At 59.2% G+C, this 16,727-nt stretch carries 17 protein-coding genes; 7 read left to right on the top strand and 10 right to left on the bottom strand.

What is annotated here, in order from left to right:
• The first annotated feature begins 148 nt into the window (after positions 1 to 148).
• Positions 149 to 976 (top strand): lytic transglycosylase domain-containing protein, encoded by an 828-nt coding sequence (locus FE702_RS07845; protein ID WP_147125689.1) that lies wholly within the window; start codon positions 149 to 151, stop codon positions 974 to 976.
• The gene (locus tag FE702_RS07840; protein WP_147125688.1) at positions 969 to 2,189 is read left to right on the top strand and encodes a UbiA family prenyltransferase; all 1,221 of its coding nucleotides are present in this window, start codon (positions 969 to 971) and stop codon (positions 2,187 to 2,189) included. The genes FE702_RS07845 and FE702_RS07840 overlap by 8 nt, the downstream gene beginning before the upstream one ends.
• Here FE702_RS07840 and FE702_RS07835 read toward each other — a convergent pair.
• The 4 genes from FE702_RS07835 to FE702_RS07820 form a co-directional block, all read right to left on the bottom strand.
• Entirely contained in the window at positions 2,186 to 2,923 is a 738-nt protein-coding gene (locus FE702_RS07835; protein ID WP_147125687.1) for an SDR family NAD(P)-dependent oxidoreductase, read from the bottom strand. The two genes, FE702_RS07840 and FE702_RS07835, sit on opposite strands and share 4 nt — an antisense overlap.
• Positions 2,923 to 4,224 carry an FAD-binding oxidoreductase gene (locus tag FE702_RS07830; protein ID WP_147125686.1) on the bottom strand — a complete coding sequence of 434 codons (1,302 nt, stop codon included), beginning with the start codon at positions 4,222 to 4,224 and terminating at the stop codon, positions 2,923 to 2,925. Before FE702_RS07830 ends, FE702_RS07835 begins: the two co-directional genes overlap by 1 nt.
• A gap of 5 nt (positions 4,225 to 4,229) precedes the next feature.
• The gene (locus tag FE702_RS07825; protein WP_255449626.1) at positions 4,230 to 5,204 is read right to left on the bottom strand and encodes a lysylphosphatidylglycerol synthase transmembrane domain-containing protein; all 975 of its coding nucleotides are present in this window, start codon (positions 5,202 to 5,204) and stop codon (positions 4,230 to 4,232) included.
• An 87-nt stretch (positions 5,205 to 5,291) separates the two neighbouring features.
• Positions 5,292 to 5,570 (bottom strand): GNAT family N-acetyltransferase, encoded by a 279-nt coding sequence (locus tag FE702_RS07820; RefSeq protein ID WP_147125684.1) that lies wholly within the window; start codon positions 5,568 to 5,570, stop codon positions 5,292 to 5,294.
• 113 nt (positions 5,571 to 5,683) lie between these two features.
• On the opposite strand from FE702_RS07820, the gene FE702_RS18590 reads away from it, so the two are divergent.
• Positions 5,684 to 5,857: a hypothetical protein gene (locus tag FE702_RS18590; protein WP_186827023.1), complete on the top strand. Its 174-nt coding sequence runs from the start codon at positions 5,684 to 5,686 to the stop codon at positions 5,855 to 5,857.
• Here the strand turns inward: FE702_RS18590 and FE702_RS07815 are convergent.
• The 6 genes from FE702_RS07815 to tldD form a co-directional block, all read right to left on the bottom strand.
• Positions 5,854 to 6,480: a 3-oxoacid CoA-transferase subunit B gene (locus tag FE702_RS07815; RefSeq protein WP_147125683.1), complete on the bottom strand. Its 627-nt coding sequence runs from the start codon at positions 6,478 to 6,480 to the stop codon at positions 5,854 to 5,856. The two genes, FE702_RS18590 and FE702_RS07815, sit on opposite strands and share 4 nt — an antisense overlap.
• Complete coding sequence (locus FE702_RS07810; protein ID WP_186827022.1) at positions 6,480 to 7,526, bottom strand: PAS domain-containing protein; 1,047 nt, start codon at positions 7,524 to 7,526, stop codon at positions 6,480 to 6,482. The genes FE702_RS07815 and FE702_RS07810 overlap by 1 nt, the downstream gene beginning before the upstream one ends.
• An 18-nt stretch (positions 7,527 to 7,544) precedes the next feature.
• Positions 7,545 to 8,258 (bottom strand): CoA transferase subunit A, encoded by a 714-nt coding sequence (locus FE702_RS07805; protein ID WP_147125681.1) that lies wholly within the window; start codon positions 8,256 to 8,258, stop codon positions 7,545 to 7,547.
• 98 nt (positions 8,259 to 8,356) lie between these two features.
• Positions 8,357 to 11,053 (bottom strand): type I DNA topoisomerase, encoded by a 2,697-nt coding sequence (gene topA / locus FE702_RS07800; protein ID WP_147125680.1) that lies wholly within the window; start codon positions 11,051 to 11,053, stop codon positions 8,357 to 8,359.
• A gap of 101 nt (positions 11,054 to 11,154) precedes the next feature.
• Positions 11,155 to 12,342 carry a DNA-processing protein DprA gene (gene dprA, locus FE702_RS07795; RefSeq protein WP_147125679.1) on the bottom strand — a complete coding sequence of 396 codons (1,188 nt, stop codon included), beginning with the start codon at positions 12,340 to 12,342 and terminating at the stop codon, positions 11,155 to 11,157.
• Between the two features lie 127 nt (positions 12,343 to 12,469).
• Positions 12,470 to 13,891: a metalloprotease TldD gene (tldD, locus tag FE702_RS07790; RefSeq protein WP_147125678.1), complete on the bottom strand. Its 1,422-nt coding sequence runs from the start codon at positions 13,889 to 13,891 to the stop codon at positions 12,470 to 12,472.
• Positions 13,892 to 14,089: 198 nt separating this feature from the next.
• Here tldD and coxB point away from each other — a divergent pair, with 198 nt between their 5' ends.
• Genes coxB through FE702_RS07770 form a run of 4 tightly spaced genes read left to right on the top strand, consistent with a single transcriptional unit; the run spans position 14,090 to position 16,702 of the window.
• The gene (coxB, locus tag FE702_RS07785) at positions 14,090 to 14,953 is read left to right on the top strand and encodes a cytochrome c oxidase subunit II (RefSeq protein WP_147125677.1); all 864 of its coding nucleotides are present in this window, start codon (positions 14,090 to 14,092) and stop codon (positions 14,951 to 14,953) included.
• Positions 14,954 to 15,904, top strand: a complete 951-nt coding sequence (gene cyoE, locus FE702_RS07780) for a heme o synthase (protein WP_147125676.1) — start codon at positions 14,954 to 14,956, stop codon at positions 15,902 to 15,904.
• Between the two features lie 11 nt (positions 15,905 to 15,915).
• Positions 15,916 to 16,122, top strand: a complete 207-nt coding sequence (locus FE702_RS07775; RefSeq protein ID WP_147125675.1) for a hypothetical protein — start codon at positions 15,916 to 15,918, stop codon at positions 16,120 to 16,122.
• Between the two features lie 4 nt (positions 16,123 to 16,126).
• Complete coding sequence (locus FE702_RS07770) at positions 16,127 to 16,702, top strand: cytochrome c oxidase assembly protein (RefSeq protein WP_147125674.1); 576 nt, start codon at positions 16,127 to 16,129, stop codon at positions 16,700 to 16,702.
• Positions 16,703 to 16,727: the final 25 nt, after the last annotated feature.

Below are 16,727 nucleotides of genomic sequence, written 5' to 3'. Positions count from 1 at the left end.
TTTTGAAGCTCTGTGTTTTCCTTAGAAATTGCCCAAAATTGGGCGCGGTTGGCTTCGAATTAGGGGCAAAATACACGCCCGACTGGCGCGAAGATGGGTGTTTCTGTATTGTGCGAGAAAACATGAGGCAGAGCAGGACCTCAGAACTATGGTGACGAATACTCTTAAGGCCGCATTGTGCGCCTTGGTTTTGGCTGTGCCGCTTTCTGCGGAGGCGGATGATGGGCCTGCGCCTTTTCCTGATTTTACGTTCAAGCGCGTGAAGCCGCCGGCTGCGAATGCCCAGCGGCGCATTACCGTTCAGATCACGCCACAGGTGCAGCAGGCCCCCGTGGCTCCACAGTCCGGTGCAGCGACGCAGGTCGCCTTGGCCGCGCCCACTGCGCCATTGCCCTTTGGTTGGTTCTGGGCAGAGTTGAATGCCAAAGGCACGGCAGATGCGTCCCGTGCCGTCCAGGCGACGGATCTCATTGCAGCGAAGGTCGGCCAAGTGCCGGAGCCGCGCCTGCAAACGCTTCAGTCCACAGCGCGCACCTATGGGCGTGATCTTTTGGCCGGGACTATCGGCAAAAACATCTCTCCTGCATTCGCGCTGGCCGTTATTGCGGTCGAAAGCGCCGGGGATCCAAATGCCGAAAGCAGGGCAGGTGCCCAGGGGTTAATGCAGCTGATGCCGGACACGGCGCGCGCATATGATGTCTCGGACAGCTTTGACCCCGCCCAGAACATTCAGGGTGGCATCGCGCTCCTGAGCGACTTGATGCAGACCTATGATCAGGACCCGCTGCTGGCTCTGGCCGCTTACAATGCCGGACCCACAGCGGTGGCCACCCACGGCGGCGTTCCGCCCTTTGCGGAAACGCGTGCCTATGTGCCAAAGGTCATGGCGGCTTGGCGCATCGCGCGGGGCCTTTGCCAGACGCCACCTGACCTAGTGACGGATGGGTGCGTTTTCGCGGTGGCGCAAGATGGCTGACAAGTCCGTCGACGCCCAATCGTTGATCCGGACCAACCTGACCCAAGAGACGATTTGGGCGGGGCTGGGGCAGGCTCCGATCGCCACCTTACGCGCCTTGGCAGGCGGGCGACGCGGGCTGACCCAGCGTATTGGGGCGCATGTCGATCTGCGCACCGATTTGATTCCCGTTCAGTCTGATCACTTGGCGGATATTCGTTCCACGGGTGCATCAGTATCTTCGGATATGCCCAAAGAGTGGCTTCACCGCTTTGCAAATCAGCATGGACTGACCGTCAGCGACGCCGCAACGTCTACGAAGCCAATGAGGATGTCTTGGAAGGCGCGCGATCTGATCAAAGCGCTGCGCCCGCATCAGTGGGTCAAGAATATCCTGCTGATCCTGCCGATGATCGCGGCACATGACTTCACACTGGCCACGCTGTCGTTGGTCATTTTGGGGATCATTGCTTTCTCTGCGGCGGCAAGTGCCATTTATATCGTCAACGATCTTCTGGATCTCGAAGCTGACCGCCTGCACCCGACCAAGTGCAAACGGCCCTTTGCCGCTGGAACCGTTCCGTTGGGCGTCGGGATGGCGACATGCCTTATCTTGATTGCAGTAGCTCTGGCGGTGGGCACGGTCCTTGGCGCGGCCTTCTTTGCCGTTGTTTGCCTTTATATGATTGTGTCGTTGGCGTATTCGCTCAAACTCAAGCGGATGCGGTGGGTCGATATCGCGACGCTGGCGGCGCTCTATACTATCCGCGTTGTGGCAGGTGCGGCGGCAAGCCAGGTCGAAGCCTCGGCTATGATGCTGATCTTCATCTTCCCGATCTTTATCACTTTGGGATGCGTCAAACGCCTGACCGAACTGACACTCGCCACGTCTGATGAGCGTTTGCCGGGGCGCGGTTATGGCCGGACCGACAGGGGCGACCTGTTGAATGTCGCGGGCTTGGGTATCTTTGGGGCTTTGCTGGTCTTTGGCCTTTACACCTTCAGTGAACAGGCTCTCATCCTTTATCCCACGCGTTGGATCTTGTGGCTGGCCATGGTGCCGATGGCGATCTGGATGGTTCGCATGGTCGTTTTGGGCTACCGGGGCAAACAGGATTACGATCCCATCGTCTTTGCCATGCGGGACAAGACCGGGATCGGCATCCTGATGATCACGCTTTCGCTGATGTTCTATGCCGCTGGCCTTTGGGCGCAGTGGTTTGGGCTAGGCTAGATCGACAATTTCTTGAAAATCGGCTCTGGCACCAAACGGATGATCGTCATGATCAGCCGCCAAAAACCGGGTGTGTAGATGATGTTCTTGCGTTTCTCGACGGCGCGCAGAATGTCATCGGCCACCTTTTCGGGCGGCGCGACAAGAAACATGCCTTCGACATCCCAGGTCATCGCAGTGTCCACAAAGCCGGGTTTGACCGTGACCACATGCCCGCCTGCGCGGGTCAGGCGGTTGCGCAGACCACTGAGATAGGTGTGAAAGCCAGCCTTGGCCGCGCCGTAGACATAGTTTCCGACGCGTCCCCGGTCGCCAGCCACTGAGCCCACACCCACGATGGTCCCGCTGCCACGCTGTTCCAACTCTGCCGCCAGAAGATGAAGCACATGGGACGGACCCGTGAAACTGTCACGGATGACGCCGTCGATGCCGTCTGGTGCGGCATCAAGATCTGACTGTGGCGGCATGGAGCCGACAAAGACAGCCGCGTTGAGTGTGCCTTCTTCGCGGGCCATGCGGTCGATCAGAGGCGCAAAAGTGTCGGCGTCCCGCGCGTCAAAGCGCATCACCTCCGCCAGCCGCGCGCCGCGTACACGGGCGTCGCGGGCGGTGGCGGCCATATCATCGGTGTCACGACCGGCAAGGATGATCCCGTCGCCCTGATGCGCCAGCTTGCGGATAAAGGCGCGTGCCATGGACGACGTTGCGCCAAGAATGAGCCAAGTTTGCTGCATCACGCCACCTCGCGCAGTTTCAAGCGTCGAACGAGGGCGGTCATCAGCGCACCTTCAGGATCTGATTTGGCAGCAATCTTAGCCCAAGCCGCGTGATCGGGATACATCGATGCCACTTGATCCGGTTCAAGGAATGCATCTTTGGCCAGATAGACACGTCCGCCAACATCAGCGGTCATCTGGTTCAGGCGTTTGATGACATCGGCGGCCTTGGCCCGGGCCGGAAAATCGACGGCCAGGGTGTACCCTTCCATCGGGAAAGACATCATGCCGCCGCGCCCTTCGCCCAGCTTCTTCAAAACGACAAGCGGCGAGGCGAGGCCGGACGTGCCGATGAATTCCAACATATCCTTGAGAGCATCTGCCTCTGCTGTCGGAACAACACACTGAAACTGATGGAACCCGCGCTTGCCATATAGGCGGTTCCAGTTCGCGATGCGGTCGAGCGGGAAGAAAAAATCGTCAATGCTGCGAATGCGGGTGCGGCCCATGGCAGGGACACGGCGCAGGTAGGCTGCATTGAAGGCGCGAACCACCGGTCCAGATAGCGCTGCGTGGGGCGCATCAAACGGCACTGACTTGGCCTTTTTGTCGGGTGGCGGTGTGCGGTCGACCAACTCGGCCTCTTCCATAATACCGCGCCCGGTGGCGTCGCCCGTCGCGGTTGCATCAATCCAGCCGACGACAAAAGGCGATGTCGATGCTTCAAGTTGCGCGATGTGTTCGTCAAAACTGTCCATCCGGCGTTCTCGTACGCGCACACCTGTACCAGGGCAGGGCGCAAGGCTTAGCGTTGCCTGTGTGATGATGCCCGTCTGCCCGAGACCACCAACGCTGGCGCGGAATTCGTCTGATCCTGCGGTCTCGACCTCGGATTGGCCGTTGCGCAGAACCGTCAGTGATCGGACCTGTTGGCCAAAGGAGCCTACCGACACGTGGTTTTTGCCATGCACATCCATGGCAATTGCGCCGCCGACCGTGGCGTGGCCCGTACCGGGAAGAACCGCAGGCATCCAGCCACGTGGAGCCAGCAGCGTCGTGAGATCGCCCAGTGTCACGCCCGCTTCGACTGTCACGGTTCCTGCGTTTGGATCGAAATCTATAATGCGGTCGAGCCGGGTCATGTCGATGACAGACCCGTCGTCATTCAGGCAAGCATCTGCATAGCTGCGCCGATTGCCGATAGCGGGTGCTTGTCCGGCCACCTTGTGCAGTGCCGACAGTCTTTCGGGCCGTGCCATCGGCCCGTCCGCAACCAAAGCCCGGCCCCAGCCGGTGTAGCTGCCTGAACGCCATGTCATGTGGATTACGTCCTTCGTGCGTATTTTTCTGCAATCGGGAAGGCAGCGAGCCCGATGGCAATGGCAAACCAGAGTGTTGTGAGACGGATAATGGCGGTCGCGGGGATCGAGACCTCAAGCGGGACACCTTCGAGCGACAAGAGAGCAACCATGGCGGCTTCGGCTCCGCCCAGCCCGCCAGGCGCTCCGGTCAGTCCACCGGCCAGTGTTGCGAAAGTAAAGACGGCGACCGCCATCCAGAACGGCAAAGGCGCACCCATCCAGTTGAGCAACAGATAGAAAGCATAACCTTCCGCCAGCCATCCCAGCATCGACAGGGCACCTGCCAAGGTCAGAACCTTGGGCGTCATGAACAGCCTGAGCGACCGTGCTGCGCGGCGCACGCGACCCATCAGACGTGGGAAGATACCGGTTGCGCGGAAAAGCAGCGTAACCAAAGCGCTGAGAAGTTTCGGCTGAGTTGCTAGGATCGCGATCGCAAGCGCAATGCCCGCAAATGGGAGTGCAAAGGCCATGCCACCGGCAGACAGCAGCAGAGCGAGCCCAAGGATCAGCGCCATCGCAGCCAGATCAGCGGCACGATCAACCAGCGCAAGCGGCGCGGTTCGCTCAACGCCCCAATCCGTTTCTCGCAAGAGCCAACGAATACGGATCAATTCGCCGACACGACCCGGCGTGACCGACATCGCAAACCCGCCCAGATAGTGACGCATGTTCGCGGCAAGGCTTGTGGGCAGACCCAGACGCCGCGTGAACAGATGCCAACGCACTGCCCGCATCCCGTAATTGGCAATCGATAGCAAAAGCAGGATCGCGACCGATGTTGACGACAGCTTTTGAATTTGCGCCCAGATTTCTGTCCAGCTCGTGGTATGGGCGAGCGCGACCAGCCCCACGATGACAACGGCCACAAGGCCGCCGACTAACGCGGTGTCCATCCACGCGCGATTTTCACGCCGTGACGGGTTTATGCTGCTCATCACCATTCCTTCGCCGGTTTGGCGACAAAATGGGGCATTTCTATGAAGTTGTCCCGTAACACGGAACAATTCTCGGTGAGGGCTACGCTAGACTTTGAAGACGTCGGCCCATTCGGGGTGCTTTGCCCGCTGAGCGTTCACAAAGGGGCATAGTGGCACAACTTTAAATCCCTCGTCCCGCGCGCGTTCGACAAGGTATTCGACCAGCTTTTTGCCAACCCCCGTTCCGCGCAAGCTGTCCGGCACGCCGGTATGATCCACGATGCGCGTCACTGGGGACAGGATGGAAAACGTCATCTCGGCCTCATGCCCATCCTGCGTCAGGACATATCGCCCTTTGGTGCCAGAGATTTCCTCTTTGATCATGCGGCTGTCCTTTGGGGTTTCAAAGACATTTGGAACTTAAAGGCCGGGCCAGCGTTGTACCGCAGCGTGCAACTCAGCACGTGGACCGACCCAAGACTACGAAGGAACACATTATGTCAGCCCCCGACACCAACACCGACCGCCAAATTCGCCGCCACCGTGGCCCGATCTACGGCATCGCTGTGGGTTTGGGCGCCGTGGCCATCATGTGGTACGTGTTCGCAGGCATGTCGGGCGACACCGTCGATGTCGCCCCCGATGTTACACAAGAAGTTGCAGACGGTTAAACAATTGTCGCTTCGGTGGCGTTGCGGAGATCATCCTCTGTGACGCCATCTGCGGTTTCAACGATCTGCAAGCCGCCCTCGACGACATCAAGAACACCCATGTTGGTGATGATGCGGTCAACCACACCTGTCCCTGTCAGGGGCAGGGTGCATTCCTTAAGAACTTTGGAATCGCCGTGCTTGTTGGTGTGATCCATCACGACCACGACGCGTCCGACACCGGCGACAAGGTCCATCGCGCCGCCCATACCTTTCACCAGCTTTCCTGGGATCATCCAATTCGCGAGATCGCCGTTTTCGGCCACTTCCATTGCGCCGAGGATCGCCATCGCGATCTTGCCGCCACGGATCATGCCGAACGACGTCGCGCTGTCGAAATAGGCTGTTTGGGGTAGCTCTGTGATCGTCTGCTTACCCGCGTTGATCAGGTCCGGGTCAATGTTGTCTTCGGTCGGAAACGGGCCCATGCCCAGCATTCCGTTTTCAGACTGAAGCGTCACCTCGACGCCGTCGGGGATGTAGTTGGACACCAGCGTTGGAATGCCGATTCCAAGGTTCACATAGGTGCCATCTTCGAGCTCTTGTGCCGCGCGCGCGGCCATCTGGTTGCGATCCCAAGCCATCAGTTTTCCTTCGCGTTTATTTCTTCGGTCAGGGGTATTTCGATTGTCAAAACTCCGCCTGCGATACCTGTTGCATGGTTGACGGTGCCTGCTACGCCATCAACCAAACGTTCGATCAATTTGCCGCGCGGCGATCCGGCGGGCCAAATCTTGGACGCACCGCCAGAGCCCCCGGTGCCCTGTTCTGCGTCGCCGTCGTCGCCAATTGTCATCCGGAACCCGCCCGCTGCCAGCCGGAGCAAACGCACATCTAAAAGGCCTTGTGCCAGTCCATTGAAGGATGTGGTCAGCTTGGCGTGCACCACCTCGGCAAAGATGATTGCAATCCGCGTGGCCAGATCAATCCCGACCTCAACGCTTTCGACTGATACTTGTGTTTTTACACCGGGTGGGCCCACGTCATGGGCAATCGCATGAAACAGACGCGTCAGAAGGGGACCCACATTCACGCCGCTTTGGGCCGGATCAGAATCTGACAACCGCAGTTCTTCATAAACAAGTTGCAAAGCATCCAGCCGCCGTTGGATCGCGCTGTAGGGTTCATCGTCTGACCCAAGGTCGGCGTCTTCGCTGATATCTAACAAAATGGATTGAACGTCAGCCGTGGCGCGTTCGCACAGCGTAGCCAGCGCCATGTCGATATTGCCGCGCGAGACCGAGCTTTCATCAGCGTCCAGATTTTTCTGTACGCCGAGGAAATACCGGGTATCTCCCACGCCATTCTTGATCGGAGCGACCAGTAGTCGGTTTTTGAAAGGCTGCCCGTCTGCGCGGTAGTTCAGGATATCTACCGACACGTCGCGCCGTGCCTCGATCCGGCTACGAAGAAGATCGACGGCGCTTTTCTTTGTGTCTGCGCCCTGAAGGAACCGACAGTTTCGTCCAATCACGGCTGATCGGGCATAGCCTGTGGTGCGAACGAAGGCTTCATTCACATAGACGATCGGATTGTCGTCGCGCGTGGCGTCCGTCAGGACAAACGCGATCTGAGCCTTGTCAAAGCTCGCTGCTGCATCCGCATCGTTCAGGACAGCAGAAAGTTTCACGGGAGAAACGGCCACAGATTAGGCGGCCTTGATTGTGCGTTGTTCGATGCGTTTTTCGTGCTCGCCTTGGATCAGGCGGTGTACGTAGATTCCCGGCAAATGGATCGCGTCGGGATCGAGGCTACCCACAGGCACAATTTCCTCGACCTCCATCACGCAGACCTTGCCACACATGGCGGCGGGCGGGTTAAAGTTGCGGGCGGTCTTGCGGAAGATCGCGTTCCCGGTCTCGTCCGCTTTCCAAGCCTTCACGATGGAAAGATCAGCGAACATGCCGTTTTCCATGATGTAGGTTTCATCAGCGCCATCTGGCCCGGTTGGGAAGGTTTTGTGTTCCTTGCCCTCGGCAATCACGGTGCCGACGCCGGTTTTGGTGTAGAAGCCCGGAATGCCGTGGCCGCCCGCGCGCATGCGTTCGGCCAGCGTGCCTTGTGGGTTGAATTCAAGTTCCAGCTCACCCGACAGGTACTGACGCATGAATTCTGCGTTTTCGCCCACGTAAGAACTGATCATCTTTTTCACCTGCCGCGTTTGCAACAGGATGCCGATCCCGAAATCGTCGACACCTGCATTGTTCGAGGCAAATGTCAGGTCCTTGGTCCCGGCCTCTTTGATCGCGTCGAGCAGCAGTTCAGGAATGCCGCACAGGCCAAAGCCGCCGGATGCGATGAACATGCCGTCAAACAAAAGACCATCCAGCGCTTCGGCGGCTGATCCGTAAATCTTCTTCATGGAATATCTCCCCATACGTCAACAAAGTTGTGACGCAGGGGGAGGGGGGTGTCAATTCGCTGCACCTGCAAATTGGCAGCGCAGCGCAAGGCCTAGCGCTAGGCCTTTTTCGCAGCTGTCTTTTTGGCGGTCGTCTTTTTCTTGGCCGGCGCTTTTTTCTTGGTCACTTTCTTGCCTTTGCGGGCGGCGGCTTCTGCGATCAGATCCACAGACTGGGCGAGCGTGAGGTTATCGACCTCTACGGTGTCCGGGATCGTCGCGTTGATCTTGTCCCATTTCACGTAAGGACCGTAGCGGCCTTTGAAGACCTGTACTGGCCCGCCTGCTTCTGGGTGTTCGCCCAATTCGCGCAGTGGTTCGACCTTGGTCCTTTGTCCACGTTTGGGTTTCGAGGCGATGACCTCGACCGCGCGGTTCATGCCGATTTCCCAGACATCCTCAATGCTTTCGAGGTTGGCGTTCACGCCGCCCCGGTCGCTGATCGACTCGGCGTATTTTAGATAGGGACCGTAGCGCCCGATGTTGGCCCAGATCGGCACGCCGTCATCGGGGTGCGGCCCAATCAGGCGTGGCAAGCTGAGCAGTTTGAGCGCCTCTTCCAGCGTCAGGCCCTCCGGGCTCCAACCCTTGGGTACGCCTTGGCGCGGTGGTTTTGGTTGCTCGTCCGTGACGGCCCCGCGCTGGACGTAGGGGCCAAAGCGCCCTTTGAACACGCGGATTTCGTCACCGCCGTCGGTGCCCAGCAGCTTGCCCTCTGGTGGGATGACCGATTTCGCTTCTTCTTCGCTCAGTGGTGGTCCGAACGGGCGAGTGTAGCGGCATTCAGGATAGTTCGAGCATCCAATGAAGGCCCCGCCAGAGCGCGCGGTGCGCATCGACAAGCGGCCCTTTTCGCAGTTTGGACACAGGCGGGGGTCACCACCACCGGGCAGCGGCGGGAACAGGTGAGGCTCCAACTCTTCGTTGATCTTCTCAAGGACCTCAGTGATGGATTTATCCATCGCGTCGTCGATGGCCTTGTGGAAATCGGCCCAGAACCGCCCCAGCACATCCTTGTATTCACGGTCGCCTGCGCTGACGTCATCAAGCTCTTCTTCAAGGTTCGCCGTGAATTCGTAGCCGACGTATTTGCGGAAGAAATTCGACAGGAAGGCCGTGACCAACCGCCCCTTATCTTCGGGGAAAAGCCGTCCCTTCTCTTTGCGGACGTATTCACGATCCTGAATCGTCGTGACGATAGACGCATAAGTGGAAGGACGCCCGATCCCGAGCTCTTCCATCCGTTTGACCAGCGTCGCTTCGGTGTAGCGCGGCGGCGGTTGGGTGAAAGATTGCAGGGCGAGAACGGCATCCTTGGCGTCCAACACCGCAGATTTGGCAAGCTTCATGTCGCCTCCGGTTTCCTCAACGAGGGCGTCGTCGTCTTTTTCAGCTTTTGCAAAGGCTTCGGCAAAGCCAGAGACCAATGGGGCTGCGTCACCTTGCGCAATTTGCGGCAGACGCTTGTCATCATCGCCCGCGTCGTCATCGCGGCCTTCTTCATAGATCTTAAGGAACCCGTCGAAGAGCACGACCTGACCGGTAGCACGCAGTTCGATCTGTGCGTCGCCGCTAGCAATGGTAACAGTCGTCCGTTCCAGACGCGCGCCTGCCATTTGGCTGGCGATGGTGCGTTTCCAGATCAGACCGTAAAGCTTGCGCTGATCCTCATCCGTGACTTTGATGTCATCGGGCGCGCGGTTCATCTCGGTCGGGCGAATACACTCGTGTGCTTCCTGCGCGTTCTTCGCCTTGTTCTTATAGATCCGCGGCTTCTCTGGGACGTAAGCGTCTCCAAAGCGGTCGGCGATGGTCGTCCGGGCATCGGTCACGGCCTCGGGTGCCATGTCGATGCCGTCTGTCCGCATGTAGGTGATGTAGCCCGCTTCATACAGGCGCTGGGCCAGTTGCATCGTCACCCGCGCGCCAAAGCCGAACTTGCGGCTCGCTTCCTGCTGAAGCGTTGATGTCATGAAGGGTGGTGACGGGTTGCGTGTTGATGGTTTGGCCTCGACCGTCTTCACACTCAGGTCGCGCGCGGCGATGGCCTGCACGGCCAGTTCAGCCGACGGGCGGTCCGGGATATCAAAGCGCTCAAGCTTCTTGCCGCCCAGCACCGTCAGGCGTGCCTCGTAGGATTGGCCGTTCGGCGTGCCCAGCATGGCGCGCACGGTCCAGTATTCTTGCGGCTTGAACGCTTCGATCTCCATCTCGCGTTCGACGATGATGCGCAGGCTGACCGATTGCACGCGGCCGGCAGATTTTGCGCCCGGCAGGCGACGCCACAGGACTGGCGACAGTTTGAAGCCCACGAGGTAATCCAGCGCGCGGCGTGCCAGATAGGCCTCGACCAGTTCCATATCGACCTGGCGGGGGTTCTTCATCGCCTCGGTTACTGCGGTTTTGGTGATGGCGTTGAACACCACGCGGCTGACAGGGGTGTCTTTCTTGATCGCACGGCGTTTGCGCAGTGCTTCTTCAAGGTGCCAGCTGATCGCTTCGCCTTCGCGGTCGGGGTCGGTGGCAAGGATCAGTTCGCCATCTTCGGCCAACGCATCGGCGATCGCTTTGATGTGCTTTTTGCTGTCGCTGGCAACTTCCCAGGTCATGGCGAAATCGCCATCTGGATCGACCGAACCATCCTTGGGCGGCAAATCACGCACGTGGCCGTAAGAGGCAAGGACCGTGAAGTCTTTGCCCAGATAACTGTTGATTGTCTTGGCTTTAGCCGGGGACTCGACCACTACAACGGCCATGTGTTCACTAATTCCTTGCCGGGATGAATGTCGGCTCAAAATGGGCAGAAGCCGGGGAATGTCAATTCAACGTCGGGCAAAAGCCTTGTATTTATGCAGCGTCACGCATTGGTTTGACGGCGCTTTGTGCCTTGCTCAACCTGTGGGGCAAGCGACAGAAGGCCCCCGGCCTGACGTTCGATCTGCCCGTCGAGTTCAAGTTCAATCAAGACCGGCGTGACGTCTGCCGCCTGAGCTTTCAAATCGCGGATCAGCTGATCCTCTGCCATCGGTGATGGGCCGAGCCGGTCAAGGATTTGGCGGTGCAGAACGGCGGTGTCGCGGAGCGATCGGGCAGGGGGCGAAGGTGGCTGGGACGTGCCCACGATTTTGGCGTTTTGCGATGCTCGTGCAGGCGGCGAAGCGATGGCTTCGATCACATCCTCAGCCGATCGGACCAAGACGGCGCCGTCACGGATCAACATATTGCAACCGCCCGCGCGTGCATCAAATGGGTGACCCGGCACAGCCAGGACATCCCGACCCTGATCAAGTGCGTTGCGCGCGGTGATCAGACTGCCCGATTTTGCGGCGGCCTCGACAACCACCACGGCCTGTGCCAGCCCCGAAATCAGGCGATTGCGCGTTGGGAAATGCCGCGCCTGTGGCTGCAGACCCATGGGTTGTTCGCTGATCATCAATCCGCGTGCGGCGATGGTATCGGCAAGCGCGCTGTTCTCTAACGGATAGATAACGTCGACGCCGCCAGCCATGACCGCCACGGTCCCGGTGTCGATGGCGTGATGATGGGCGGCAGTGTCCACGCCGCGCGCCAAACCGGACACCACGACATAACCGGCTTCGCCCAAATCAGCGGCCAGTTTTCGGGTCATGCGGGTGCCAAGGGATGAAGCGTTGCGCGCGCCAACAAGAGCAATCATCGGGCGTTTGAGAATGTCCAAGTCCCCGCGCGCCCAAAGAAAGGGCGGTGCATCGTGCAGATCATGCATTGCGGTCGGGTAAGCCGCGTCGTCCCGTGCCACAAGAGCTGCTCCTGCCTGCGCTCCACGTCGCATTTCGGCGGCGATGACGCCTTCTGGGCAGACCTCATAGTTGGTTTCACCCGCCGCAGCCGCGATTTCGGGCAGGGCGGCCAATGCAGCAGCCGGATTGCCATGTTCCGCAATAAGGCGGTCGTAGGTTGCGATGCCGACGCGACGGGATCGTAAGAGGCGGAGCGACTGAAAACGATATTCTTCCGCGGTGGGTGGTTTTGGGGGGTGAGAGGAAGAAATTTTGTGACCCGTCATCCAACGCTCCGCCGACTTACGGGAATCAACTTAGGCGAAACTCGGTTAACGATGCGTAAATCGGCATGAGCAGCGGTCCCCTAGAGGACCACCGCAGCGACGTCATTTCACTTTGCGATCAAACGCGTCAGGCTGCGGACCCGCCGACTGTCAAACCACCGATCATTAGCGTTGGTTGCCCGACACCAACCGGAACCCATTGCCCGGCCTTGCCGCAATTGCCGATGCCCGGATCAAGCGCCATGTCATTGCCAATTGCGCGGATGTGTTTGAGCGCCGTCGCGCCATCCCCTATCAGCGTCGCGCCTTTGACCGGTGCGCCGACCTTGCCGTCCTGCACGCGATACGCTTCTGTGCAGGAGAAGACGAATTTACCGTTTGTGATATCGACCTGCCCGCCGCCAAAGCCAACCGCGTAGATGCCGTCCTTGAGATCAGCGACGATGTCTTTGGGATCGGCATCACCAGACAACATATACGTGTTGGTCATGCGCGGCATCGGGATATGCGCATAGCTTTCGCGCCGTCCATTGCCTGTGGGTGCAACGCCCATCAGGCGCGCGTTCTGCCGGTCCTGCATGTACCCGACCAAAACGCCGTCTTCGATCAGAGTGTTCTTGGCGCTGGGCGTCCCTTCGTCGTCAAAGGTGATCGACCCGCGACGATCAGGAATCGTACCGTCGTCTAGGACCGTGACGCCTTTGGCTGCAACCTGCTGTCCCATCAGCCCGGCAAAAGCCGAGGTTCCCTTGCGATTGAAATCACCTTCCAGCCCATGACCCACGGCCTCGTGTAGAAGGATACCGGGCCAGCCCGCGCCCAATACAACATCCATCACACCCGCAGGCGCCGGAACCGCAGAGAGATTGACCACTGCAATCCGCAGGGCCTCTTGCACGGCACCTTTCCAATGATCCGAGGCCAGCAGGCCTGACAGGCCATAACGTCCACCTGCACCGGCAGTGCCGCCTTCGCGACGGCCGTTTTCTTCGACGATGACCGATACGTTCAGCCGCGCCATTGGCCGCATATCGGCAAAGCGCTGTCCATCGGGGCGCAAAATCTCGATCTCTTGCAATGATGCAGCAAGCGAAGCCGACACCTGAACCACCCGGGCATCCAGATCGCGCGCATACGCATCAATTTCGCGCAGCGTCTCGACTTTGACCGAAAACTCGGCCTCGGACATGGGGTCGATATCGGCGTAGAGTTTGGTGTTCGTGCGGGCAGGGGCGTCGGCCATGCTGCCACCGCCTGCGCCCACGGCGAGCCGGGCGGTTTCCGCGGCGCGTCGCATGGCCTGTTCACTGACTTCGGTGGAATGCGCGTAGCCGGCCGTTTGGCCGCGCACCGCGCGCAGACCGAAACCCTCAGCGGCGTCGTAATTCGAGGCTCTGAGGCGCCCATCGTCAAAGGACAGGACCTCTGACCGGCGGCGTTCAAGGAACAGTTCGCCATCATCCGCACCCTCGGTGGCCTGCCGCAACACGGCCAGCGCGGCGGATTCGTCCACGAGTGTTTCAAAGGGGCGAAAAGGATCGTGCGACATGGTGTCCTCGGTTGATTTGGGTCAATGTTAGCGCGCTTTTGACGCGCCCCTGTGACGTTTGGGTCCGTTGCCCGGAATTTCAACATATGGTTTGAAGCGCCCGATAGACAACGCAGTATACCCATGTCGACAGGACGCCGTTTTCCGCACGCTGCAAACGGACCATGGACAGGGTGACATGATACGGGGACGACTCACATGCGATTGAAAACGCTCCTGACCGCAGCAGGTGCCGTGCTCGCAGCACCTATGGCCTATGCGCAGGCCGCATTGGATGGGCTGGACAGCATCGGTAAACCAGTAGACGCCGGTATGGGCTTTCAGCCTGCGGCAACCGAACTGGCGCGCGACCTACAATGGCTTGACGGCCTGATTTTGGTGATCATCACCGCAATCTCGCTGTTTGTGACGGTTCTGCTGGCGCTGGTGATCGTGCGCTACAACAGCAAGGCAAACAAAACGCCTGCAACCTTCACGCACAACTCGCCGCTGGAAGTCGCTTGGACCGTGATCCCGATCCTGATCCTAGTCTTCATCGGTGCGTTCTCGCTGCCGGTGCTGTTCAAGCAGCAGGAAATCCCGGAAGCCGATGTGACCATCAAGGTGACGGGCAACCAGTGGTACTGGAGCTACGAATATGTCGATCACGACTTTGGCTTCGACAGCTTCATGCTCGCCAAAGAAGACCTGGCTGACTACGGCTACGCAGAAGACGAATATCTGTTGGCCACCGACACCGCCGTCGTTGTGCCCGTTGGCGCGACCGTCGTGATGCAGGTGACCGGCTCGGACGTGATCCATTCGTGGACCATTCCGTCCTTTGGCGTGAAGCAGGATGCCGTTCCTGGTCGTCTGGCCGAACTGTGGTTTGCCGTCGATGAGGGCATGGAAGGCGTCTATTTCGGTCAGTGCTCGGAGCTTTGCGGCAAGGATCACGCCTATATGCCGATCACCGTGAAAGCGGTGTCGCCTGAGGCCTACCAAGAGTGGCTCGCCGGTGCGATCGACGAATATGCCGGTGATCCAACCTCCCTTCCAGCTGTGAAAGTGGCATCGAAGTAAATGACCGACGCGTCCCTCAACACCGCAGCGCAACCTGCTGCCAACCAAGGCCCGTATGATGCGGGCTTTGGCGACTATTTCGCGCTGCTGAAGCCGCGCGTGATGTCGCTTGTGGTCTTTACGGCTGCGGTTGGCCTGCTGGCGGCTCCTGGATCTCTTCACTGGGTCGAAGCTGTCTGCGCAATTCTGTTCATCGCAATCGGGGCGGGTGCTTCGGGTGCGCTGAACATGTGGTGGGACGCGGATATCGACGCGGTGATGAAACGGACGGCCAAACGGCCGATCCCATCGGGCCGTGTTGAGCCACAAGATGCGCTTGTCGTGGGCTGTGCCCTGTCGGGCCTGTCCGTGATGTTCATGGCGCTGGCGACAAACTGGCTGGCGGCTGGGCTGCTGGCATTCACGATCTTCTTTTACGCCGTCGTGTATTCGATGTGGCTCAAGCGTTCGACACCGCAGAACATCGTGATCGGTGGCGCGGCGGGTGCGTTCCCTCCGATGATCGGATGGGTGGCTGTGACCGGTTCGATCTCGATCGAAGCCTGCCTGATGTTCGCTCTGATCTTCATGTGGACTCCTCCGCATTTCTGGGCGCTGGCCCTGTTCATGCGCTCTGATTACGATGATGCGGGTGTCCCGATGCTGACCGTCACGCATGGCCGCAAAGCCACACGCGCGCATATCCTTGCCTACACGGTTCTACTGGCCGTTTTGGCTGTCGCAGCCGGATTTACGCAAATCGGTGGCCCTCTTTATCTGGCCGTCGCAGTGATCTGTAACGTGATCTTCCTGCGGGATGCCGTTCGGATCTGGCGCCGCACCGAAGAAGACGCCGAAGCTGACAACTACAAGGTCGAGAAATCGTTCTTCAAGTTTTCGCTTCTGTACCTGTTCGTTCATTTTGGCGCGATCCTGTTTGAGGCCGTGCTGCCAGTTGCAAACTGGATGTAAAAGGAGTGGCAATGAGCTTTTCACCTGACAGCGATATGCACAAACGCCGGAAGGGCCGGAACATGGGCGTTGGCCTGTGTCTGGCGGCCTTTATCGGTTTGCTGTTTGTGCTGACGACGGTGAAAATCCGCCAGACAGGGCCTGTCGAAGGCTTTGACCACGTGCCGCGCGCAACAGCGCTGCCCGCTACCGAAACGCAATCTGCAACGGGGGAGTGACGACATGACCCTGGACGGAAAAACAAGAACCCTTGCCAAGACGCTGGCCGTTGTCGCAACGATGTTTGGCCTCGCCTACGCGTCGGTGCCATTCTACGATTGGTTTTGCCGCGTCACCGGATTTGGCGGCGCAACAGATGTAGCCGAAGCCGGCTCGGATACGGTGCTTGATGACACCATTACGATCCGCTTTGACGGGTCGCTTGAAAAAGACATGCCGTGGACCTTCAAACCAGAAGTCCGCACCATGGAGCTTAAGATCGGGGAGACGGGGCTTGCCTTCTACGAGGCGCACAACCCGACAGACAAACCTGTGGCCGGCAGCGCATCCTACAATGTGACGCCCTACCAAGCGGGCGGCTTCTTCAGCAAGATCGACTGCTTCTGCTTTGAAGAGCAGGTGTTAATGCCGGGTGAAACCGTCATGATGCCAGTGACCTTCTTTGTGGAGCCCGACATCGTCGATGATCGTGAGGGCAAATACATCCACACGATCACGCTGAGCTACACGTTTTATGAAATTGACCTTCCAGAGCAGCAGGCTGCTTTGGAGGCTGAAACCGAAACAAGTCTAAACTAAGAAACCCCAAAACGCGGGGGAGGGA

Source organism: Shimia ponticola, from assembly GCF_007995215.1.
In the GTDB taxonomy this organism is placed as follows: domain Bacteria; phylum Pseudomonadota; class Alphaproteobacteria; order Rhodobacterales; family Rhodobacteraceae; genus Shimia_B; species Shimia_B ponticola.
The sequence above is the reverse complement of the archived record's forward strand: the minus strand, read 5'-3'. Positions and strand labels throughout refer to the sequence as shown.

Excerpts from the sequence above, each read along its gene's own strand:
- FE702_RS07845 (WP_147125689.1), top strand. The coding sequence starts at position 149 with ATGGTGACGAATACTCTTAAGGCCGCATTGTGCGCCTTGGTTTTGGCT.
- topA (WP_147125680.1), bottom strand. The coding sequence starts at position 11,053 with ATGGCCGTTGTAGTGGTCGAGTCCCCGGCTAAAGCCAAGACAATCAAC.
- FE702_RS07830 (WP_147125686.1), bottom strand. The coding sequence starts at position 4,224 with ATGACATGGCGTTCAGGCAGCTACACCGGCTGGGGCCGGGCTTTGGTT.
- FE702_RS07775 (WP_147125675.1), top strand. The coding sequence starts at position 15,916 with ATGAGCTTTTCACCTGACAGCGATATGCACAAACGCCGGAAGGGCCGG.
- dprA (WP_147125679.1), bottom strand. The coding sequence starts at position 12,342 with ATGACGGGTCACAAAATTTCTTCCTCTCACCCCCCAAAACCACCCACC.
- FE702_RS07825 (WP_255449626.1), bottom strand. The coding sequence starts at position 5,204 with ATGAGCAGCATAAACCCGTCACGGCGTGAAAATCGCGCGTGGATGGAC.
- FE702_RS07835 (WP_147125687.1), bottom strand. The coding sequence starts at position 2,923 with ATGCAGCAAACTTGGCTCATTCTTGGCGCAACGTCGTCCATGGCACGC.
- cyoE (WP_147125676.1), top strand. The coding sequence starts at position 14,954 with ATGACCGACGCGTCCCTCAACACCGCAGCGCAACCTGCTGCCAACCAA.
- FE702_RS07805 (WP_147125681.1), bottom strand. The coding sequence starts at position 8,258 with ATGAAGAAGATTTACGGATCAGCCGCCGAAGCGCTGGATGGTCTTTTG.
- FE702_RS07840 (WP_147125688.1), top strand. The coding sequence starts at position 969 with ATGGCTGACAAGTCCGTCGACGCCCAATCGTTGATCCGGACCAACCTG.
- FE702_RS18590 (WP_186827023.1), top strand. The coding sequence starts at position 5,684 with ATGTCAGCCCCCGACACCAACACCGACCGCCAAATTCGCCGCCACCGT.
- tldD (WP_147125678.1), bottom strand. The coding sequence starts at position 13,891 with ATGTCGCACGATCCTTTTCGCCCCTTTGAAACACTCGTGGACGAATCC.
- FE702_RS07820 (WP_147125684.1), bottom strand. The coding sequence starts at position 5,570 with ATGATCAAAGAGGAAATCTCTGGCACCAAAGGGCGATATGTCCTGACG.
- coxB (WP_147125677.1), top strand. The coding sequence starts at position 14,090 with ATGCGATTGAAAACGCTCCTGACCGCAGCAGGTGCCGTGCTCGCAGCA.
- FE702_RS07815 (WP_147125683.1), bottom strand. The coding sequence starts at position 6,480 with ATGGCTTGGGATCGCAACCAGATGGCCGCGCGCGCGGCACAAGAGCTC.
- FE702_RS07770 (WP_147125674.1), top strand. The coding sequence starts at position 16,127 with ATGACCCTGGACGGAAAAACAAGAACCCTTGCCAAGACGCTGGCCGTT.